The sequence below is a fragment of the Bacteroides sp. genome, assembly GCF_052357945.1.
GTDB lineage: Bacteria > Bacteroidota > Bacteroidia > Bacteroidales > Bacteroidaceae > Bacteroides.
The window spans coordinates 1-21,696 of the sequence record NZ_DAWCXD010000081.1 but is presented as its reverse complement, the minus strand read 5'-3'; the positions used below and the strand labels follow the sequence as shown (position 1 = coordinate 21,696).

Here is a 21,696-nt window from a genome sequence, read left to right as displayed (position 1 = left end):
TATTGTTATAGCATTAATTATATTGATTATAATTTTACCCGTATCCTAATACTATGATACAATATTTAAAATCATAATAAAATGTGATTTAGGCTTTCTGCTTTGGGAAAATATATTTTTGCTGTAAAATCGCAATATAGTGTGAATATTGATAATTAAATAGACTCATTGCGGGATAGTATTTCGTTTGTGTATCCAATTGTTGAAGCATTTTCAATAGCTACATAAAAGGGATGTCTGCTGTTTCGATACTTTTTTTATTGCCATACTACTTTTGTTTTGATTATTAATGAAGTTTGATGCAAAAGTAAAAGCAGGGTGTCTCATTTTATGTGACACCCTGTAAAAGAATCACCTATTTTTCTCCTCCTTCACCATCTTTCTCCACCTCTGAAACGCCCTCATTAAACTTTCTTCTTCCACTAACCCTACTATATTATAATGTTCGACAAAAGTTTCCATTGATTTTTTGAACATGATGCCGTGGCAGTATTTATTTTCCAGTAGAAATTCATAAAGTTCGGCCCTCATTTCTACTTCCATTGCTTTTTCAATGATAAGTGCACTGTTATGACCTATATAATTATATACATTTGGATTTTTGCCGTTTCTGGGATGGGGAAGGGTGAAGGTAATATTTCCGGTTTCGTGCCATGAGGCGTTGGGAGGGTGGGGAATGGATAGCTGGTGGAGAAAGTGGTAGATGGGTTGGGTGTCGAGAAGATGGATGGCGGAAAGTGAGGAAGAAGAGCGGTCTGGAGGTACGTCGAGGTGATTTTTGTAGCGCATGTACATGTAAGCCGCTAGATAAGGCTTGATCTGAAAAGTAACTGTAACCATTGTTTTTAGATTTGATTTGTAAAATATTTATCAGTGGAGTACCGTGTTTGATATTGGCATCCGTTTTCTCTTGTTGGAAATTTTACTTAAAAAGAAAGGCCGGGAGGACGCTTTTGTAATGCTTTGCTTTTCAGATAGTTACATAAGTGGGTTTTGGTTTTAAACCAACGGGTCGTTCCTTTAAAAGGAACGACCCGTTGCACACCGAGAAACACCTCGTTGGTTTTAATGCAACGAGGTGCTCCTTAAAATCAAGAGATAAAGCTAGAATAAATCTCTCGAAATTTTGAAATCATGAAATAACTTGTTTGTTTTCGATGTAAGCAAATAGTACTATTGTATATTTACTTGTTTTTATCTATATAAAGAAATATATAGAGTGTCATATATGAAGAAATTTTAGATGAAGTCTATTTAACATAGTTTAAATGAGCCTCTTTTATATTTCTGATTTTATTTTATGTTTGAGGGAGATTTAAAATATAATTATAATGTAACTGAAAAGTAGAATAGGAAGGAAATCCAAGTAAAATGGCTAATAGTAGCTCCTTAAAATGAAAAAGCACTAAGTTCTATCAGAACTTAGTGCTTTTTTATATTCTATTCTTATTAAAATAAATATATAGTTCTTAAATTACAAATTATATCTCTTTTTCGGATTGCATTTGTTAACAGTTCCGATTTGGTATTAGATAATGGAACAAAAGTATATATTCTTTTTGCAAAAAACAACGAAAAGACATATTTTTTTTATGGAATAGTCATCTAAATTGATCGAAAAAGTAAAATCAAGCAACATTTCTTTCCAGAATTACATATTTGATGTAAAAACACTACAAAAACAATGGATTATAATTAAGTTCTGATAGAACTTATCGAAGTGTAAAAAGTGAGTTTAAATGTTTTAGGGCTATTTAATAATTTAAAAAGAGATTTATGAAGAAAAAATTAGCGCTGCTATTTGGATACCTTTTTATAGGTATCGGGCTGATAACAGCTCAAACGCAGAAAGTCACGGGGACAGTGATTTCCGATGATGACAAACAACCTGTTGTAGGGGCTTCAATTGTCGTAAAAGGCACTAACTTAGGTACAATAACAGACATAGACGGGCATTTCACATTATTGGATGTACCACATTCAGCAAAAATATTGCAAATATCATATATAGGAATGAAAACGGAGTCGGTTCCTGTTCAGCCGACTGTTAGAGTTATCTTAAAGTCTGATACACAACTGATGGATGAAGTTGTTGTGGTAGGTTACGGATCAGCAAAAAAACTAGGGTCAGTAGTCGGTTCGGTAACAACGGTAAATAATAGTAAGATAGCCAACAGACCGGTAGCTAATGCCGGAGATGCATTACAAGGTCAAGTTGCCGGTTTACAAGTATTTACTCCCAGTGGAGAACCAAGTGGAAGTGTTGTAATGCGATTGCGTGGAGTCAGCTCGATCAATTCAAATACAGAACCTCTCTTTATTCTCGACGGTTCACCTATATCATCCGGAGCATTTACAGCATTAAATCCGAACGACATCGAAAGCATGACCGTATTGAAAGATGCTTCCTCAACAGCTATATATGGTTCCCGTGCTGCTAATGGTGTGGTGATAATGACTAGCAAGAAAGGAAAAATGGGACAGAAGGCCCGTGTTAGTATCAATGCGCAATATGGCTGGTCGAAAATGACGGGAGATAATATAAAGATGATGAATACCGAACAATGGCTTAACCTGCAGGAAATGCTGGACCCGGGAAAAGCATACGACACTACATTTCAAAAACGGAAGAAGTTCTATATAGATAATGGTATATCTACAGATTGGGCAGATGTTTTCTTCGGAGATGCAGCTCCTACCCAACAATACGATGTAAATGTGGTTGGTGGTTCCGAAGGGATCAACTACTATATTTCATTTGGACATTATGATACAGAGGGAATTATGGACGATTCTTCATTGCGTCGTGAGACTTTGCGCAGTAATGTGGAAGTAAAGGTGACCGACTGGCTGAAAGCCGGGATTAACGTGAACCTTTCTTATCAAAAATATAACACGACAACTTTCGGAACGGAAGCTAACAGCGTTTATAATAAAGCGTATGCTGCCCGTATTTATCGTCCCGACCAAACAATGAACGAGATATTGACCGACGAAGAAGGTAACTTTACAGGATATGGGAAACGATTGGACTATTTTGACGATATGGGATATTATAATCCGTATTACTTGGCAGAACTTCAACCTAATGACCGAAGTACGGTACGTATCAATGGCAATACCTTCTTTAATATAAACCCAATAAAAGGATTGAATATACGTACCTCGCAGGCAGTAGATGCCTTTGATTATCGTAACTCCCATAAAGCCTATCCGGAAGGTCCCTTTGAAGGGGCAGGGGTGGCGTCCGAGTCTTTCGAACGTTATTATTCATTTACTTTCACCAATACGGCGGAATATAAGTTCAGTCTGTCAGACAAGCATCTTTTTACCGTGTTGGCCGGTCAGGAGTCCATTATCACAAAGAATGAGAATTTCTCGGCAACTTCTAAAAAAATGGTAGACTCACGAATGATGCTGATGGCAGCTGGAGCAGAGTCAGAAGTGCCGATACATTCGATGTATGACAAGGTCTTCAATTCTTATTTCGGCACAATCAGTTATAGTTTCGCTGATCGCTATTATGTCGATTTGGCAGCACGGCGGGACGGTTCTTCTCTGTTTGCCAAAAACAACCAGTGGGCAAACTTTTATTCTTTGGGAGCCATGTGGGATATGAGAAAAGAGAATTTCCTGCAGAACGTTTCCTGGTTGAACAGTTTACAGTTGAAGGTGAGCTATGGAACAACTGGTAATTCCGGTATCAGCGCCTATAATGCGTTGGCATTGGTCGGCTCCGGTTTGCTGTATAACGGACAACCGGGTATTGCTCCTTCTACCGTCGGAAATGATAACCTGACATGGGAAAGCATGAAAACACTGAATGTAGGCATCAGTACAAGAGTGTTTGACCGCTTTTCTGTAGAACTGGAATTTTATAACCGTCAAACGGATGATATGTTGATGGGATATCCATTGTCATATACTACCGGACACGGAAGCAGTGTGGAAAATGTAGCAAGTATGCGTAATCGTGGTTTCGATATTACTCTGGGAGTGGATATTCTGAAAACGAGAGATTTCTCATGGAGTATCTCCGGAAACCTGAATTATAATAAGAATGAGATAACTAAACTATTTAATGGATTGGATGAATATACCTTGCCTGATACTGGTTTGAAGATGAAAGTTGGCAAACCTTGGGGAGAATATTACTATGTAAGATGGGCAGGGGTCGATCCGCGTGACGGATATAATACATGGTATGATAAAAATGGAAATCTGACGAAAAGCTATTCGGAAGAAGATGCAGTTTTTGTCGGCAAACAACGCTATGCACCATGGTCCGGTGGCTTTGGCACCCAGTTTGGATGGAAAGGAATTTCTGTTAGTGCCGACTTCTCTTTTATGCTAGGCCAGTATATGTTGAATAATGAGCGTTTTTTTACAGAGAATCCCACTTTTGCAGGTTCGGACAATCAAACTGTAGAAATGCTTACCATGTGGCAGAAGCCGGGAGATATAACCAGAATTGCCACTCCCGACTCCCCGATGCAGTTTGATACGCATTTACTGGAAAATGCTTCATTTATGCGTATGAAAAACCTGACTGTCGGGTACACCCTTCCGGCCAAACTAATTCAGAAAACAGGAGTAATCAGTAACGCCAGAATCTATTTTGTAGGACGTAATTTACTTACAGTGACTAAATATAAAGGATATGACCCGGAAGTAGACAGTAATATCCAATTGGGTAACTATCCCAATACGAAACAATATTCATTCGGAGTCGAACTAACTTTCTAAAAACATAAAGAATGGTGAATATGAAGAAAATATCTATGATAGCATTGACTGTACTGACACTTGGAGTGACTTCCTGTGATATGGATAAAATGCCATACGATGCTGTTCCTACAGAAGAAGCGTTAACGACCATAGTCGGTTTTGAAGAAGCACGTGCCGGTATCTATTCCGCATATTTAGGACTGACAGGAGGAAGCTATGTATTAGCTCCGGAAATTCAGGCAGATGCCTTTAATGCAGTGGCGGATTTCTCTAATAAATATGGTGAGTTGCACCGTTGGACTTTCGAGAGCACCAACTCTACCGTAGAAACAATCTGGTCGAACTACTATGCCGCTGTCGGACGTGTCAACTTCTTTATTGACGGGGTAGGTAAGATCGATGAGAACCCGGAAATCGAATTGACTGAAACCCAAAGACAACAGATTAATGTATATGAGGGAGAAGCGTATTTTACAAGAGCATACTGCTACTTTTATCTGGCTACTTTATTTTGCCGCGATTACGATGTGGCTACCGCAGCAAGCACTCCGGGACTGCCGCTTCAGGTAAAATATGAACCTAAACTTTCTGCTACCCAGTATCCGGGACGATCTTCCTTGGAAGATACTTACAAACAGATATTGGAGGACCTCGAAGAAGCCGAAGAACGTATAGAGACTGCAAAAAATGGCATTGCTGATTATGACAGGTATATTAATGGTGCATACGTGACAGTCAACACGGCTCCCAAGAATTGTGGGAATTATATCACGGTAGATGTAGTGACTGCCTTGAAAGCGCGTGTTGCCCTACAAATGGACGACTATGAAAATGCAGCCAAATATGCAGGTGACCTGGTTAATTCGAACAGATATCCATTATCGAACACAGCAACAGATTTTGAAAGTGTATGGAAGAATGACAAGGGAACGGAAACCATCTGGCAGATTGCCATGACTAGTGCCGACGATGCCGGTGTACCTCTGGGGACTATTTTTATCGGTTATCCGACTACAAAGAAGGATTATATTCCTACACAAACACTGATTGACCTATACAATGAAAAAGATATCCGACTAAAGACTTATTTCGGGAAATACCACTTAACCGTATCGTCAGGTAATGCGGCAGATATCTATTTCTTTAATAAATATCCGGGCAATGAATATTACAATGCATTAGGAAGCGAAACACGCTATTTGAATCAGCCGAAACCATTCCGAATTGCTGAAATGTATCTGATTGCCACTGAAGCTAATGCAAAGATTGGAACGGCAGCTGCTGTGAAAAAGGGTAATGACGCTTTGAATGCATTAAAGGAAACGCGAATCGAGGGATGGACTGATGCAACCTACGATCAGGAAGCTTTATTAAATGAAATCATGAACGAACGGGAACGGGAGCTTGTAGGTGAGGGATACCGGTTGATGGACCTGAAACGTTGGGGGAAAGGTGTGAAGCGTGGAAAACCGCAAAGCAAAGGACTGGTGCTTTTCCCGGGACAAGCAAGCACCGATGGACTGGATAAACCTGTGGATGACCAGCGGATGCTTTGGCCTATTCCTAAAACAGAAATGGATGCCAACCCTCAATTGGCAGGTCAGCAAAATCCGGGATATTAATCAATGAATAACGTAAATTATCAAACACTTGAGTAAAATGAACTATCTGAAAATATACGCCCTTTTTCTATGTGCCGTTCTGATCGCCGCCTGTTCGGACGATGAGGAACAGTTTAATTCCGGAGCGGCTACGGTAAACTTGCAGGAAACTGCAATGACGGTGAAAGAATCTGCCGGTTTGTGTACTGTGCCTGTTGTTGTGACGGGCGAACATACCGGAACTATCCGTGTGACGTTCGAATTAAAAGACCATAACGCCAAAGAGGATGAAAACTATATTGTCACAACCAAAACGTTACTTATTCCTGCCGGGCAGGAAACAATGAACTTTGAGTTTAAGACCGTTGATGACAAGCTTGTTAATGACGACCGTTCTTTTGATGTTGAAATTGCCGATGTGAAAGGGGCGTCTATTGGTGAGAACAAACGACTGACAGTGACTATCAAAGACAATGATTCCAGCTTTTATGAAACGCTTTCGGGAACTTGGGTATTTACCGGAACGGCTTCTGCCACCAATGTTTCCAATGTGCCAGTGGGATTCTCCGTTAGAGTAAATACAGCGGAAGAAGGCACGGAGGCATACGAACACTATCTGGTCTGCTCGAATAAGAATGGATTTGATCCGGATAATGATATTGAATGGGAATTTAGTTGGCGGTTGCATTATGAATATGATTCGGAGGCGCAGAAAACCTACCTATCCATTGTGCCGGGTGAAGATGTCGCTTCTTATGGCCCGTATACTATTCGTTTCAGGAGACTGGCTTTGGACGGAAGTACTTCTGACGTATATCGCGGAGAATATGATGCTGAAACTAAAACTGTCACTTTCGAGAATGCCAATTTGATAGGCGATATGTATAAGGACGGCTTGATACAAATACAGAAATTCAGGCTATTTGGCTGTAAGATGGAACACATCAGATAAAACAAGATTATTAACATAACAAATAAAAGAACTTATGAGAGCATTAATTGTCTGCATTACACTGTTGTTCGCTTTTCTAACTTGTACCATGGCACAAATACCATCAGTCAAGGTTGAAAATGCGAAAGGAGCACAGGTAAATACCTCCTCCCTGGTTAATCACAAAACACCTATGATTATTTCTTTTTGGGCAACAACCTGTAAACCATGTATTCGTGAATTGGACGCTATAAATGAACAATTGCCCGATTGGTTGGAAGAAGCCAATTTCCGTGTAGTAGCTGTTTCGACAGATGACAGCCGTTCTACTGCTAAAGCGCGTGCATTGGCAGAGGGACATGGATGGGATGATTTTATCATGTTGTATGATAAAAATCAGGAATTCATGCGAGCTATGAATGTGAGCTTGACTCCACAGGTATATGTAGTGGATGCCGATGGGAAGATTGTCTATTCACACACCGGGTACGCGCCGGGAAGTGAGCTGGAACTACTGAAAGCGATAAAAAAACTACAGAAATAGGAACTGTTATTATTCATAGATAAACGCAATGACATGACTAGAATAAGAATTCAGGTGTTGGCTTTAGTAGCGTTAGCGTCTACTCTAACCTATGCGCAGCAAGATAACAAAAAAGGTTATCTGACAGGGAGCTTTGAAACGAATACGATTTACTACAAGGATGATAGTAAGACAAAAGCAGAATCTCCGGAAGATCATTTCGGTTCGAACAATTATCTGAAACTGGATTACTATCAAGGTAAGTTTGCCGTAGGTGTACAGTTGGAAGCCTATGAACCGGTACTGGTGGGATACCCGACAGAATTGGAGAAAGCAAAACTAACCAACTATTACGTATCTTGGGCCGACAAGGATTTTTCCGTAACAGCGGGTACATTTTATGAGCAGTTTGGGAGTGGACTGCTATTCCGTAGTTGGGAGGACCGCATGCTTGGTTTGAATAATGCGGTGATGGGAGCACGTTTTACCTACAATTACAAGAATATTGTAAGGTTGAAGGCCATTTGGGGAACTCCACGTTTTGGTATGGACTTTTCCGACACACAAGTACGTGGCGTAGATGTAAGTTTCTCCTTATCTGAAATGCTTAGTTGGCAAAATACGTCCTTGAGTATCGAAGGAGGGGCATTGAACCGGTATGAGAAAATCAATATCGACCTCGAAGAAGAAGGGGGAAAACCTTATTCGAATGGCTTCTCGGGACGGGTAAATTTTGAACGCTCCGGATTTACAGCGAAAGGTGAATATGTGGATGGTGGCAATAAATATTATAATTTCATTCATGATGACAAACTTTATGCGAGGAAACGTGCCAATGCGCAATTGCTGGAGCTGGGATATAGCGGCAATGGGTTGGGAGTAAATCTGACCGGGCGCCGTTTGGAATGGATGAATAGTGAGATTATTGCCGGTAATGGTTCGACTTCGAATCTGTTGAATTATGTTCCGGCTATGAGTACGCAATATACCTATATGCTGACCAACTTGCATCCTCATACTCCACAAATAGGAGATGTGACAAATGCAGTTAGCGGTGAGATGGGCGGACAATTGGATATCTTTTATCATTTCAAAAGAGGAACGGTCATTGGAGGTAAACGTGGTTTGAAATTACATGCTAACTTTTCTACCTATTATGCTTTAGAAAAAGAAGGAACAGCCCAGATAGGTAACTTGGCATTTCGTGACTTTAGTGTTGATGTGGAAAAGCAATGGACAAAGTCATTCAAAATGAACTTGCTTTATTCTATGCAAGAATATAGCCCTTCGTACGGAGCGAATAAAACGACTAATCTATCGAATATTTTTGTAGCAGATTTACAATATAAGTTCACGCCTTCTTTTTCAACTCGCATGGAGTTGCAATACCTAACTACAAAAGAAGATCAGAAGGACTGGATGGCAGCTCTGTTGGAGATAAATTTTGCTCCGGCATGGAGCATTTACGGAAGTGATATGTATAATCACGGCAAGGATAAAATCCATTATTACAATGTGGGAGCCAGTTATGCCAAGTCCCGTACGCGTATAGCCTTGAGTTATGGTCGTAACAAGGAAGGGTACGTCTGCTCTGGTGGAGTTTGCCGGACGATTCCTAAATATACAGGTGCCAACCTGACTATAACTACTTCATTTTGAGTTCATCGAAACATTTATTAATTAGAATATAGAATATGAGAAAATTTACAATGTTTTTTATGTCAAGTCTGATATGCTTGTGCGGATGTTTTACAGCGTGCAGCGGTAATTCTGACGACAATGGTGAAGAGCCGGATAACGGCGAAGTGACAGGACCTATTACTTTGACTGTGGATAAAGCCAAGATTGAAGCCAATGGAACAGATATGGCGACTTTTACGGTGACTGATGCCAATGGAAAAGTACTGACGACTTCCGAATATATGAAGAATATATATTTTGAAGATGTAACTACTGGTGATTATTTGGAGAGACGGACCAATACGTTCTCGGCAGTAGAGAACGGGACACATAAGTTTAAGGCATATTACCTGGACTGGGAGTCGGATGAAGTTTCCGTAACCGCACAGAATCGTAAGAATTATGAACTTTTCTATCGTAAAGTAGGTGTCTTCAAAATGACGGGAACTTGGTGTACTTATTGTCCGGCCATGACTTCGGCATTGAAGAAAGTGGAAGAGCTGATGCCGGGACGTATGGTAAAAATGGCTTTTCATTCTTCCAGCAGTTCCGCCACTGACCCGTTCCATTTGTCACAGACAAGCACAATCATGGGCCGTTTTGGAGCGTCCGGTTTTCCTACCTGTATCTATGATTTGAAAGTCATGTCGATAGACAGAAATGTGAGTGCTATTAAACAGACTTTACAAGACCAAATCCGACAATATCCGGCAACCTGTGGAATTAAGGTAAATACATCTTATAATTCTTCTATGGGTGAGATTACAGTGAATGCCGCACTGAAGTCGAGCCAAGGAGGAGAATATGACCTTGTTTATGTCTTGGTGACTGATGGTTTGACGGCATCCGGAGGAAATGAGACTTCTTATGACTATACGGTAAGAGCTATTTCCAACAATTACCTGTCGATGTCAACCGACGGACGGTTTACTGTGAGTGCAAACGAGGAGCACACTGCCGCAACTTTCAGCATTTCTAATGCAAAGAACCTGAATCCTGCCACATCGCGTGTAGTGGTTTATGCATTGCGTAAAGTGGATGACGCATATATGGTGGATAATATAACCGAATGTTCGATCAATGGTAGCATAGACTATCTCTATAATGATTAAGACTTATGAAGAAATTATACTCGACAATTCTACCAATTGTAATGATCCTTTGTTTAGCAATGCTGTCATCCTGTTCCGGCAATTCGGACGAAACGGAAAATGGAGGGACGGATGACGGCATTTTGCGTATTACAGCTGATAAGACGGCTATACAGGCAGATGGAGTAGAAAAAGTGACCTTCACGGTCAAACTGGGTACAAAAGATGTAAGTGAAGAAAGCACAATGAACCTGATTTGGGTAAAGGAATCGGGAGAGGAAAACCTAGATTACGGTGTTCGTGCTTTCAGCACTTCAGTGCCGGGTACGTATGTCTTTAAAGCCCGCTATTATGAAGGAAAAGCAATGGTCAGTGAAAATGAAGTGACCGTTCAGGTTGCTCCCGTATCAGGAGGAACCAGCTATTATCATAAATTACTGGGGATGCAGTTTACTTCTGTCGGGTGTCAGGCCTGTCCGGCACTTAGTACTACATTGAAAGCAATTCAGACTGAACAACCGGGGCGATTGGCTGTCGCTTCTTTCCACATGGATTTCGGAGGAATGACGGATCCCATGAGTACAGCAGCTACCAATAATTACCGGACTAACATTTTGGGTAATTTCTCGGGACTGCCCCGTTTCTTTTACAATCTGCGTAAGGGTACTAAAGAAATGATTAGTATTAAGAGCCAGATTGAAGAAGAGCTTCAAAAAGAATTAAGTAACTATCCGGCTTCTTGTGGGGTAGCTGTTGAGTCTGTGTATAATGCTTCTGACCGTACAGTGAAGATTACTGCCAAATTAACTTCCAACGTAACAAACACTTATCGTTGTTTGATTTATTTGGTAGAGGATGGAATCAAATACTTTCAAACGAATGGCGCGAATGATTATACGCATAATAATGTGGTACGTGCAGTGGTGTCCACATCATTGAACGGCGACCGTTTCAATGGGGAAGTAAATGCGGGAGTAGAATCTACCATGCAACGATCTTATCAGTTGGAACCGGGATGGAATGTGGATAATATGCGTGTGATAGTGTCGATGCTGACAACACTGGATGGGGGAAAGACTTATACGTGTAACAATGTAAATGAGTGTAAACTTGGAGAATCAGCAGATTACTTGTATAACGAATAAAGAAGAGTTATGTGTATAAATGTTTATAAAATAATATTGCTGGTCTGTATGTGCTGTGTGGGAATATGCTGGATTTCCTGTTCAGGCAATTCTGATGATTCGGAGCAGACAGAAGTGATTTTGAGCGTCGATAAAAATACATTGACTGCGGACGGAAAGGATATTATAACCTTTACGGTAATGCATGCGGGAATAGATGTAACTGCTGATGCAATCATCCGTTCCGTGATGGACGGACAAACTTTGGATGGAAATACCTTTTCTACTTCTAAAGCCGGAACCTACGCTTTTGAAGCATCTTATGGCAAATATGTATCCAAATTGATAACAGTAGTTGCAAAAAGTACATCAGGTACAGTATCCAATTTTGTGAGACGCATCTGCGCAATGGAGTTCACCGGAACATGGTGTGCCATGTGTCCGGCAGGAATGACCCGTCTGAATTATCTGATAAGTTCGAGTTACGAGGGAATTGTTTATCTGATGTCATTTCATGTTGATGGGACAAGTGCCGATCCAATGACAATTGAACAGTCATCGATTCTTTCCAGAAAGTTTGCTATCTCCGGTTATCCTTCATGCGTGGTTGATATGCGTGGGACAATGGGGCTATCTGAAAACTATAGTGTCATGCGGGCTATATTTAATGAGTCTTTGGAAAAATACCCCGCTCATTGCGGAGTAGCTATCAGTTCTGTTTACAATGAGGTTAATTCCGAAGCTAAAGTTACTGTGAAAGTGACTTCGGAGAAAACGGCTGATTACCGCCTAGTATTGTATGTTGTTGAAAATGGATTGAAGTATCAGCAAAATGACGGAGGCAACTATCGGGACTATACACATAATCATGTAGTCCGCAAATTACTTTCTGCTTCTGTAGAAGGTGACAAACTGGGACAAATAGCAGAAGATAAGGAAGAAGTAAAGGAGTATACTGTGGCATTAAACGATACATGGAAAGCAGAGAATCTTTCTTTTTATGCATTAGTAATGGATGAAAACGGCTATGTAAACAATTTGGCTGTTTGCGAAGTAATAAACGGCAATGCCGATTATGAATATGTAAATGATTAATCACATTTATCACTTAGAATTATGAAGAAGAAATTAATTAGCTTATTATTTTTATTAGGGCTGGTGTTAGTTATAAGCCCTATGGTGCTATCGTGTTCGGATAAAGATGAACCTGCTGTGGAACCTGACGTGCCGGTGACCCCGGATGTACCACTTCCTCCTGTACCAACTCCAATCAGATGGGTAGAAAACGAAGTGGATGGTGGTGAACGTGGGGTAGGTATCAAAGTAACCAGTAAAACTACCAACAACTTTGTGTTTGAATGTACTCCGGGAGATAAGGTACAGTCATATCGTATGGATGTTTATCCTTTATGTCGTATGTATAACTACTTATTTGAAAGTGGCGGTTCAGGTGCAAGTGAAGAAGAAATCGAAGATTTGATTTTGGAAGCTCTCTATAATTCGGAGGGTGCGGGTGCTTATACTTTCAGTAGGAAAACATTAGGAGATAGTTATCCGAATACAGAATTTGACTGGGTAAATTCCAAATATGCTCAATCAGAGATTGTGCCGGGAGCAGAATATTTGATTATAACGGTAGGGTGTAATGATGAAGGCGGACAAAATCCGGCTGATATGAAAATCTGTTATTTGAAAACTCCTTCAGGAGATGTGACAGGCCATCCTCGTGTTGAAATTGATGTTAAAGCAAGTTATCAGGCAGCTGCCATTCAATATGTCCCCAATGAGGATTGCAAGTATTTCTATCAGTTCTGTGCGGATTCCGAACCTATCGATGCGTTTATTGAAGCTTATGGACAGAATATGTATATCGACTTTATGAGACACTGGACACAGACATCAGAAGATGCACAGGTACCTGAAGAAGAATTATTATATATAGTTGATTTTGGATATAATGCCGATTCGAAAAGAAAATTTACGGCTACTACTATCGGACTGGATGAGAATAAGAATAAAGGAGATTATGTACGGCAGGATTTCCAATTGAAAGAAATTCCTGATAATCCGGACGAGGCGGAATGTGACCTGAAGATTGCAAAAACAGGTGCTTCTATTGTTAACATGGATGTAAAAATGGAGAAAACTTGTTATGCCATGTTTTATCGTATATTCAGCGCTGCTGACTGGGCACCTTATGAAAATGCCGATGAAGCAACAATGACGGCATTGGCACAAGCTTTAGATCAAGAAGGATGGGGGATTAAGAATATAAATTTCAGTCAGGAAGGCTCGTATGCAACTACAGATTACCAACATGCTCTTGATCCTAATACTTCTTATGTTGTTGCTTATGTAGGTCGTAATATGTATGGACAATTATCAGAAGTGAAGACGGAAACTTTTTCTACCAAAGCACGAGTAACGGATAATCCGGGAGCATCTAAAGCTACGATAGATATTGCCATTTCCGATCCGGGACGGACAAGCCTGAAATTAACCTATACTTATAATCAGGAAGCGGCAGTATATTATCATCAATACATTATGACGCCGGATTTACTTGAAGAAGGTAATAAGGCTGAACTGATTAAATATCTGATGTCAGAAAATTCAAATATATGGGCTGCGAATGCGAATGGAGGAGTAGAAAATTTTAAATGGACCGGTTTGGATCCTGGAACGGAATACACATTCGCTTATATGGCAGAAGACTGGGATGGCGTATTGACAGATGTGAAGATTGTGAAAGCGACGACTGAAGCTATTATAGCAGGGCCGAATCCAACGATGCAACTGAATGCCTATATGAGTGATTTGAATAACTTTACAGTTCAGTATTCTATTGTGAAGGATGTTGCCAAACTATATTATACCATTACAGAAGATAACTATTCCGCAAGTGGTGATTATACTTATCAGGAATGTATGGATGTATGGAAAGAGCATTGTCTGGATTATGGTTTATCAGGTGTCAACTCAACTACTCAATCGTATGATAAGACAAGTGAAGCCAAACGACTGGTTGCTTTATGTGTGCCTATTGGTGCCGATGCTGACGGAAATGAAGTAATTGGCGACCTTTATACAGTATTCTATGATAAAGAAAAAGGTATTATTACTGATCCTTCCGTATTATTCCCTGATGCTCCGAAATTGAAAAAAGGAATAAAGGGAATAGCGAAACCTCAAGTAGTGAAGAAAGATAACCGGGTTCCTGCAAAATTGATTGTTAATGAACAAGTGAAAGTGAATACTCCGGGAGTCATGAGAAGTGAAAGTGTTATTTATCTTGATTTGAAGAAATTGGGTAAACATCCTCACTCCAAATAAACATCGGCAAAACTAATTTACCGCACGATAGTGTGTAAATCTATCGTGCGGTTTTTCTCTAATCATTAAACTTTTTATGGGTATGAGAAGAAATCAATTTTTAGGTGGCATAGGAAAATGTATGTGTTTCCTGGCTGTATGTGTTATGACATTTTCGTCATGTTATAATGACGATGATTTGAAGAATTCGATTTCCGGTTTGGAAGATCGCATGGATAAGTTAGAAGCTTCTTTGCAAAGTGTACAAACTGATATTTCCACATTGAAGACGCTGACTGATGCTTTATCTCAAAATAAATCAATTGCTTCTGTGTTGGAGAATGAAGACGGAAGTTATACAATTAAGTTTTCAGATAAGACGGAAGTAACTATTCGTAATGGTGAAAACGGAGAAGATGCTCCGCAAATAACTGTGATAAAAAACGAAGAAGATGGCGTTTATTATTGGGGAATAACCAGTACAGACGGCAAGAAGACATTCCTGAAAGATGAAGAAGGGAATATGATGCCCGTGACGGCTGTCGCTCCTAAGATTCGCATTAATACGAATACGAAAGAGTGGGAGATTTCTACGGATGGTGGAAAGACTTGGGAGTCTACTGGTGTTTATGCATCTGGTGAAGGAACAGGAGATACCTCTCTTTTCAGTGGAGTAAGTCAGGATGATGATTATGCATATTTCACTCTGAAAGATGGCACAATATTAAAGTTGTCGAAATCTAAGGAATTGAAATGTGAGATATTATCAGGAAAACAATATTTTGCGAACGGTGAGGAGAAACTGATTTCGGTTGAAATGAGTGGAATTTCGAAGTATACTGTAACGAAGCCTGATGGTTGGAAAGTTTCATTGACAGGAAAGGGATTGACTATTACTGCTCCTGTTGCAGAGAATCAGTATGCAGAAACGGGGGGCAAAGTGGCAGTAATGGCTGTTGCGTCTAATGGGCAGAGCATAATCTCGGAGATTCCGGTAATAATAGGTGAGTCTCCTGTTACTATATCTGTTGAGGGCCAAACGGTTTCTACTACTTTGACGAATGGTGTGGAAATGTATTATTTGGGAGTGCTGGAAATTAATGAATATAGTGCAGAGGCTGTAGCTGAATTAGTGAACGGATATGCTGCCCGTATGTACATGAAGACAGCAGCTCTTGATAAAGTTTCATTGGCAGAACTGATAGGCAAGGATCCTGAAGCCGGAAAGACATATATGATTTGGGCAGTACCTCCATCTGAAGCTGGTATTGAATATTTACCTGATGACGTGATTGCCAGCGTGATTAAGACTGCTGCAACAGTAGAACTGAAGGTTTCGGATATAACGTTTGAAGGTGCAACGGTTTCTGCAATCAGAAAGGGTTGTGACGTTTATTATACAGGGATTTTAGATAAGCCGAATTATTCACCCGAAAGAGTTATTGAAGATCTGGCTTATGGGGGAGGAACCAAACAGTATTCGGATTATAACGGGCCGTTGGAAGGTAAAGTGTTAGATTTTCTTCCGACAGTAATACCGGGAACAACGTATGTTCTTTGGGCCATTCCTTATAAGGAAGAGAAGGGCTATAAGACAGAAGAACTGGTAGCTGTGGAGATTCCTGTGCCTGCCTTGACGTATGACGGGACAGCGGCGATAAATATTAGCAGTGTTGTTACTACGGTTTCAAGCATTAGTGCGACTATTACTCCCGGAACAGGTTGTTATAAGTTCTATTATTCTTATATGAAAGAACAGACTTTGGCCAATTATGCGACCGACAAGGATGTAATCTCTTATCTTATCAAAAGCGGGGATTCTTCTAAAGAGGCTAAAAACTTTGAAAGGACCTCTTTAGAGCCAGGAACAAAAGGTTTTATTGTTGCGGTAGCTTTGAATGAAAAAGGTCAGCTCGGTTCGTTAGTGAAAATACAGGCTGACTCCAAAGAAATATCTTATAATCCTTCAATCTCGGTAGATGTGGCAATAGAGGCAGGTGTTCTATCTACAACTTTAACATTGGCACCAACCGGGAATCCGGTAAAATACCGTTATGTTCACATGAAATTGAAAGATTTCACAAATAGTTATCCGTATTGGGGAAATGAAGAAACGGTTAAACAAGCTTTGGTGATGAATAGTGATGTAACTGAAATTGTTGCCGCTGAACTGAAGAATCATCAATTGACCATTGAGGATATCGAGTTTAATACAGAATATGTATTGTTCATGATAGCTATTGATGCTGATGGTAATCCTGCGTCAACCATAACAAAGAAGGAGTATACTAGTGTAAAACCGACTTTTGTAAGGAAAGACAGGGATGCGGATTTATGGAATGCCAGTGTGCCGGAAGTGACGATTGACAAGATAGAAAAGGATAAGTTCTATACCGTTTCTTACACTGTAAAACCTAAGTCTGCTTGCAAAGTATTTTATGTATTTGCCGGACCGGCAGATTATCTGACCGGTATGTATGATGAACAAATCAGGTATGTGATGAAAAATGGAGTAAAACAAACAACTACTTATTCGGGAAGTGCTTACGGAACATTACCTACTAATATCAATATAACCTGGATGGATGAAGAAGGACGTTTTTATGAGGTTTCTAAAACCGCAGTGGAAGCTCCGGCACAATAATCTTTTTAATTTTTCTAATTTAATAATAATGATAGATGAAAAACTTATTTAATAGCTTTTATAGTATAGTATTGCTTGCCTTGTGTCTGATTACCTTCAGTAATTGTTCGGATAGCGACGACGGGGGAGATGTCGGTGATACTGATAATGGAATCACTGCGATTGGTACTGAAACGGAAAAGACGGTTTCTATTTATGGAGAGACTGTTGAGATTTCGTTTACGGCTTCAGGAAAATGGACTCCTTCTTTGCAATATTCTACAGGAGCAGATTGGGCTGCTATAACTAATACCAGTGGTAATTCTGCTGCCGGTAAAGGAGGAGTAAAGGTGAAAATTAATAAAAACGAATCCGGAAAAGAGCGAGTATTGACTGTGGTTGTGCAAGTGGAGGGATATAAAACTCCTGTTACAGTATGTACTATCATACAAGGAGGAGGATCCGGAGCGGCAGAAGATCTAGCTCTTAATGAGTATATGGATAAATATTTGAAGGAACATTATCTCTTTAAAGAAGAATATAATACACTAGATGTAGATTATGCATCGGTTTCTTATGATAATTTTCTGTCAACTTATCTTTTACCGATGAAAACCAATATAGAGGATGGCGGAACTTATCGTGCATTTTCAGTCAATGCAGGCAAGCGTTATATCTATTCTTATATTATGGAAACAGGTTCCAGTAGAACTCGTGCAAATACTCGTGCAACAAGTGTTGTAGGATCGGGACTTGGAACGTTTTTTTCTTCTTACATGCCGGATAAAACAACTATTGGATTAGCCATTGGATATGTATATTTAGAATCTCCTGCTGAAAAAGCCGGATTGAGACGGGGGGATGTAATTGTTGCTGTAAATGGTACGACTTTGAATAAGAATAATTACCAGCAATACATGAGCACTTTGTTTTATGCAGGTGGAGGTGAAACTTTTAAGATCGGCTACAGGCGTAAAATCTTTGATGAAAACCGGGGCGGCTATGATTTGGTGGATGGAACTACTACATTAACTACTGGTAGTTATAATAATAGTCCTATCTTGAATTCAATGTTTATCAAAGATAAAAAAGAGAATAAATTCAACATCGGTTATTTAGTTTATCTAGGTTTTGATTTGAATTTTGCGGAAGACTTGAAATATGTAATTCAACAGTTCAAGGCAGAAGGTATCACAGATTTGATTTTGGATTTACGTTTTAACAATGGAGGCTCTGTTGAATTAGCTCGTTATTTAGCCGCTTCTATCGCTGGTACATCACATCGTTCGGATGTATTTATGAAAATGCAACGTAATTCCGGTGCAGATGAATATATCCGTTTTGGAGATGGTGATGATCTAAATCTTAAATCTGTAAGAATCATCTGTTCGGAAGAAACGGCTTCCGCCAGTGAATTGATAATTAGTGGATTAAGAGGCATAGATTTTCCTGTGAAATTATTTGGTAGCCGCACGGAAGGAAAGAACGTAGGAATGGAAGTGCAAGAATATAAATATGGAAATAAATATTATGAATTTGCTCCAATTACTTTCCGTTCTTTCAATGCAAAAGACTGGGGAGATTATGCTGACGGTATTGACCCGGATGTCATGTTGAATAATCAAAACTCAAGCTATGAAGATGATATTGATAATGTATTCCCTTATGCTTTCGGAGATTGGGACAATTTTGATTTCAATTATCCATTATATTGGGCGCTATGCGATGTTCAAGGGGTGGATCCGACTACAGGAGAACCTGTGAAACGTAGTGGAAGAGCTGGTTTGACACGTTCTTCAAAAGATGAAATCATCAGAGTACCATCTGTACCTTTGAAACGTCCTGCGGGAACTTTTGGCTCGCTCATTTACAACAAGCCGGAAGTAGAAAACTTATATTAGTAAGACTAAATCTCTTGTGAAATAAATTTTCTCTTAAGTTAAAGGGGATGCTTCTCGATAAGGTGTTAGTGAGAGCATCCCCATTTTGCTTTAATTATTAGGCTGTTTTTAACTGTTAAATATATTGCATATGAAGAAAAATCTTATTTTCTGTGTTCTATTAATATTAATAGGCTGTTCTGAAGAAACACTTGATATTAATTTTAGAGAATCTATTCCAGTTGATAGAATAAATCAGGATGATGTGGTTCCCATTGAAAAAGCCTTAAAGGGACTCTATTCAATGATGGATGCCATGCCAATAAAGACACGTAGCGGTTGTACGAGACAGATTGAAGCTATAAGTGTTTGTGGCGGTAATTCTATAACTCGTAGCAATGGAGATTTATTATCAGACACTATTGCATATATCGTAAATTTTGCGGATAATCAAGGTTTTGCTGTTTTAGGAGCTCGATACTCTCTTGAACCTATATATGCACTAACAGAGAGGGGTAGTCTAGATGCAAAGAAGTTAAATAATGCCATGATTAATGCATATAGGCGAAATATTAATAACGAACCAATAAATACACTTACTAATAATTGGGGAAGAAATAATGAGGTAAGCATTGATTATATGTATGATTTATTGGCAGAGTCAATGGTTGTAACTCCACGCATCAAAGTAGATAAAACATATATATATGGAGAATGGGAGCCTATATCATACATAGGACCTTTAGTTGAGGTTAAATGGGATCAAGGTTATCCATTTAATATGAAAATGGATTATGTCACTTGGAATGGATATACAGCACAAATGTATGTTGGATGTACTGTTATAGCGGCAACTCAAATGATGTCTTGCAATCGTCATCCTATGTCTGCACCTGGAGATTCTGCAACTTATCCATGGAATAATCTAAAATTAGTATCGAATTATTTAAATATGAAAAATTATTCTTCTTATTATCCGGATTCTTTGCTTTTACCGGAAAAAAGTGAATATGTTGATCAACTTGCAGATGTTCTCCACCATATTGGTAAATGTTTTAATGTCTTTTTTCATGAGGGAGGAACAGGGGCCACAATAAAAGATGTACTTACCGGATTAAAATCATTAGACCCTGTTTATTATAAAGATGCAAAATGGGTTACTATTAAAGATAATATGGATAAAATATATAAGTTGCTTAATGATAATAAGCCTATCTTTATACACGGCGCTGAGAAAGGGAATTCTGGTGCTCATGCATGGATTATAGATGGATATTTAAATTGTGAAAGAGAAGTTGTAATAACAGAAACGAGTGGATATAATCCCCCAATAACTTATACTAGACGCGAACAAGGAACTATGTTACATTGTAATTGGGGATGGCAGGGAACAGGAGATGGATATTTCCTGCCAGGTATTTTTAATGTTAGTAAACGGGAATTTGTAGATGAAATTATTGATTGTAACATATCACATTCACTTGTAATGGTAAATTACGGCTATTCAAATGAAATAATAATCTATTAAATACATAATGTTATGTTTAAGAAAGAAATAATATTAGGAATATTGTGTTTGTTCGTAGCTTGTCATAGTAACGATGAGATAATTGAAGAGCAAGAGTCACCTAAAAATGAACAACAAGAGCCAAAGGCACGTGTTGATATCATTCTTTCTCATGAAGAACAAGCTATGTCAGAATCAACTAATGATTTTACATTTCAGCTATTCAAACAAGTATGTGTTTCAGAAAATAGAAAAACAAATATATTCATATCACCTTTCAGTGTATCTCTTTGTCTTTCTATGTCAGCAAATGGAGCAAATGGAAACACGCTTACTGAAATAAAAAAGGTATTGGGCTTTTCTTCTTCTATGGATGAGGTTAATACTTATAATCAGAAACTTATGTCCTCCTTATTAGATATAGACAATACAACCCAAATTGGTATAGCTAATTCTGTTTGGATAAATCATGGTTTTATTGTAAAAAACACATTTATTGATATAAATAAATTGAAATATAATGCTTGGGTTGAAAATTTGGATTTTAGTTCATCATCTGCAATAACTACAATAAATGCTTGGTGTGCTAAAAATACTGAAAATCGGCTTGTTGACATAATGGATGAGATATCTCCGGAAGCTCGTTTAATTTTGATTAATGCTTTATATTTTAAGGGGAAATGGACTAATCCATTT

Annotated in this window: 14 protein-coding genes; 13 read left to right on the top strand and 1 reads right to left on the bottom strand. The window is 39.1% G+C overall.

Going from position 1 to position 21,696, the window contains the following annotated elements:
* Positions 1 to 351: 351 nt before the first annotated feature.
* Positions 352 to 840 (bottom strand): hypothetical protein, encoded by a 489-nt coding sequence (locus ACT8YW_RS14610; RefSeq protein ID WP_444105814.1) that lies wholly within the window; start codon positions 838 to 840, stop codon positions 352 to 354.
* A gap of 936 nt (positions 841 to 1,776) precedes the next feature.
* On the opposite strand from ACT8YW_RS14610, the gene ACT8YW_RS14605 reads away from it, so the two are divergent.
* The 13 genes from ACT8YW_RS14605 to ACT8YW_RS14545 all read left to right on the top strand — a co-directional run.
* Positions 1,777 to 4,746 carry a SusC/RagA family TonB-linked outer membrane protein gene (locus ACT8YW_RS14605; protein ID WP_444105812.1) on the top strand — a complete coding sequence of 990 codons (2,970 nt, stop codon included), beginning with the start codon at positions 1,777 to 1,779 and terminating at the stop codon, positions 4,744 to 4,746.
* Between the two features lie 20 nt (positions 4,747 to 4,766).
* Positions 4,767 to 6,350, top strand: coding sequence for a RagB/SusD family nutrient uptake outer membrane protein (locus tag ACT8YW_RS14600; RefSeq protein WP_444105810.1), 1,584 nt, complete (start codon positions 4,767 to 4,769; stop codon positions 6,348 to 6,350).
* Positions 6,351 to 6,387: 37 nt separating this feature from the next.
* Positions 6,388 to 7,281, top strand: a complete 894-nt coding sequence (locus ACT8YW_RS14595) for a Calx-beta domain-containing protein (RefSeq protein WP_134985744.1) — start codon at positions 6,388 to 6,390, stop codon at positions 7,279 to 7,281.
* Positions 7,282 to 7,315: 34 nt separating this feature from the next.
* Positions 7,316 to 7,804 (top strand): TlpA family protein disulfide reductase, encoded by a 489-nt coding sequence (locus tag ACT8YW_RS14590; protein WP_087318058.1) that lies wholly within the window; start codon positions 7,316 to 7,318, stop codon positions 7,802 to 7,804.
* A gap of 33 nt (positions 7,805 to 7,837) precedes the next feature.
* Positions 7,838 to 9,442: a DUF6029 family protein gene (locus ACT8YW_RS14585; RefSeq protein ID WP_118408584.1), complete on the top strand. Its 1,605-nt coding sequence runs from the start codon at positions 7,838 to 7,840 to the stop codon at positions 9,440 to 9,442.
* A gap of 35 nt (positions 9,443 to 9,477) precedes the next feature.
* A complete protein-coding gene (locus tag ACT8YW_RS14580; protein WP_444105807.1) occupies positions 9,478 to 10,575 on the top strand; it encodes an Omp28-related outer membrane protein in 1,098 nt (365 codons plus the stop codon).
* A 5-nt stretch (positions 10,576 to 10,580) separates the two neighbouring features.
* Positions 10,581 to 11,699, top strand: a complete 1,119-nt coding sequence (locus tag ACT8YW_RS14575; protein WP_444105805.1) for an Omp28-related outer membrane protein — start codon at positions 10,581 to 10,583, stop codon at positions 11,697 to 11,699.
* Between the two features lie 9 nt (positions 11,700 to 11,708).
* Positions 11,709 to 12,773: an Omp28-related outer membrane protein gene (locus ACT8YW_RS14570; RefSeq protein ID WP_444105804.1), complete on the top strand. Its 1,065-nt coding sequence runs from the start codon at positions 11,709 to 11,711 to the stop codon at positions 12,771 to 12,773.
* A 21-nt stretch (positions 12,774 to 12,794) separates the two neighbouring features.
* The gene (locus tag ACT8YW_RS14565; protein ID WP_444105802.1) at positions 12,795 to 15,011 is read left to right on the top strand and encodes a hypothetical protein; all 2,217 of its coding nucleotides are present in this window, start codon (positions 12,795 to 12,797) and stop codon (positions 15,009 to 15,011) included.
* 82 nt (positions 15,012 to 15,093) lie between these two features.
* The gene (locus tag ACT8YW_RS14560; RefSeq protein WP_444105800.1) at positions 15,094 to 17,634 is read left to right on the top strand and encodes a PL29 family lyase N-terminal domain-containing protein; all 2,541 of its coding nucleotides are present in this window, start codon (positions 15,094 to 15,096) and stop codon (positions 17,632 to 17,634) included.
* 35 nt (positions 17,635 to 17,669) lie between these two features.
* Entirely contained in the window at positions 17,670 to 19,514 is a 1,845-nt protein-coding gene (locus tag ACT8YW_RS14555; protein WP_444105798.1) for a S41 family peptidase, read from the top strand.
* A gap of 130 nt (positions 19,515 to 19,644) precedes the next feature.
* Positions 19,645 to 21,021, top strand: a complete 1,377-nt coding sequence (locus ACT8YW_RS14550; protein WP_444105796.1) for a C10 family peptidase — start codon at positions 19,645 to 19,647, stop codon at positions 21,019 to 21,021.
* Between the two features lie 12 nt (positions 21,022 to 21,033).
* Positions 21,034 to 21,696: serpin family protein (locus ACT8YW_RS14545; RefSeq protein ID WP_444105794.1), on the top strand; the 663-nt coding region annotated here is incomplete at its 3' end.